Origin of the sequence: Elstera litoralis, from assembly GCF_000963705.1 — a bacterium.
Lineage (GTDB): Bacteria > Pseudomonadota > Alphaproteobacteria > Elsterales > Elsteraceae > Elstera > Elstera litoralis.
The window spans coordinates 1-776 of record NZ_LAJY01000188.1 but is presented as its reverse complement, the minus strand read 5'-3'; the positions used below and the strand labels follow the sequence as shown (position 1 = coordinate 776).

General features: G+C 58.5%; 1 protein-coding gene. It reads left to right on the top strand.

Features of this window, described 5'->3' with window-relative positions:
* The coding region (locus tag VZ95_RS08270) for an ABC transporter transmembrane domain-containing protein (protein WP_045775430.1) at window positions 1–776 on the top strand (776 nt) is incomplete at both ends.

Below are 776 nucleotides of genomic sequence, written 5' to 3'. Positions count from 1 at the left end.
CTTTCACCTCGACCGGCAGACCGGTGGCTTGTCGCGCGCTATCGAACGCGGCACCAAGGGGATCGAGTTCCTCTTGCAGTTCATGCTGTTCAATGTGCTGCCAACGCTACTGGAAATCGCCTTGGTCTGCGGCATTCTCTGGAACCTCTATTCCATCGAATATGCCGCCATCACCTTCGTCACCATCATCGGCTATATCGTCTTCACGATTGTTCTGACCGAATGGCGGACGAAATACCGGCGCGAGATGAACGACCGCGACTCGGAAGCCACCACCAAGGCCGTCGATAGTCTGTTGAACTATGAAACGGTCAAATATTTCGGCAACGAGCTGCACGAGGCCAGCCGCTTCGATCACGCGCTGCAAGCCTATGAGAAGGCCGCCGTGCGCAGCCAGGTCAGCCTGTCGGCACTGAACGTCGGCCAGGGCACGATTATCGCCATCGGGCTGATCGCCGTAATGAGCATGACGGCGCAGGGCGTCGCCGATGGCAGCATGACCGTGGGCGATTTGGTGCTGGTGAACACGTTCCTCATTCAGCTTTACATGCCGCTCAACTTCTTGGGCTTCGTCTACCGTCAGATTCGCCAGTCGCTGACCGATATGGAGCAGATGTTTAGCCTGCTGCGCGTCGAGCGCGAGGTCGCCGATACCGAAGGCGCACCGCCGCTAGCCGTGAATGGCGGCGAAGTAACCTTCGATGCCGTCGATTTCGGCTATGATTCCCGCCGCCCGATTCTGCACGGCGTGAGCTTTACTATCCCCGCCGGTAAAC